Raw genomic sequence first — 349 nt, 5'->3', positions numbered from 1 at the left:
TCAAAATGATCCGGCCACGATTCGTGCGGTACTGCAAGACCGCACCCGACGCGAGGCCCTCAAGAGTCTGCCGGTCATCGGAATCCGTTCCGGGACAATCGCGGACCACGTCCCCGGTCTGCGACCACGCCCCGTAGGTGCACCCGCCGACCTGCACGGGAGCGGCGGGAGCGCCGGACACGTCGTGCTGCTTGAGCGCATCACTGCCGTCGAGCGGTTGACGGATCAGTGCGTCCGTCGTGGCGACGGCGACGACATCCGACTCGCCCGACGGCTGCTGGAGCTGGGCCTCGCCGAACCCTTCGATCCGGATCCGGTCGCCGCCCGGGATGATGAGCGTCTCCGCCGT

At 68.5% G+C, this 349-nt stretch carries 1 protein-coding gene; it reads right to left on the bottom strand.

Annotated elements, in window-relative coordinates; genetic code table 11:
- Nucleotides 1–349, bottom strand: a 349-nt coding sequence (locus tag IIE03_RS02655) for a hypothetical protein (RefSeq protein ID WP_192861176.1), incomplete at both ends; no start/stop codon positions are given.

The organism is Myceligenerans pegani, from assembly GCF_014892515.1.
Lineage (GTDB): Bacteria > Actinomycetota > Actinomycetes > Actinomycetales > Cellulomonadaceae > Myceligenerans > Myceligenerans pegani.
This window is presented reverse-complemented; position numbering and strand designations above follow the sequence as displayed.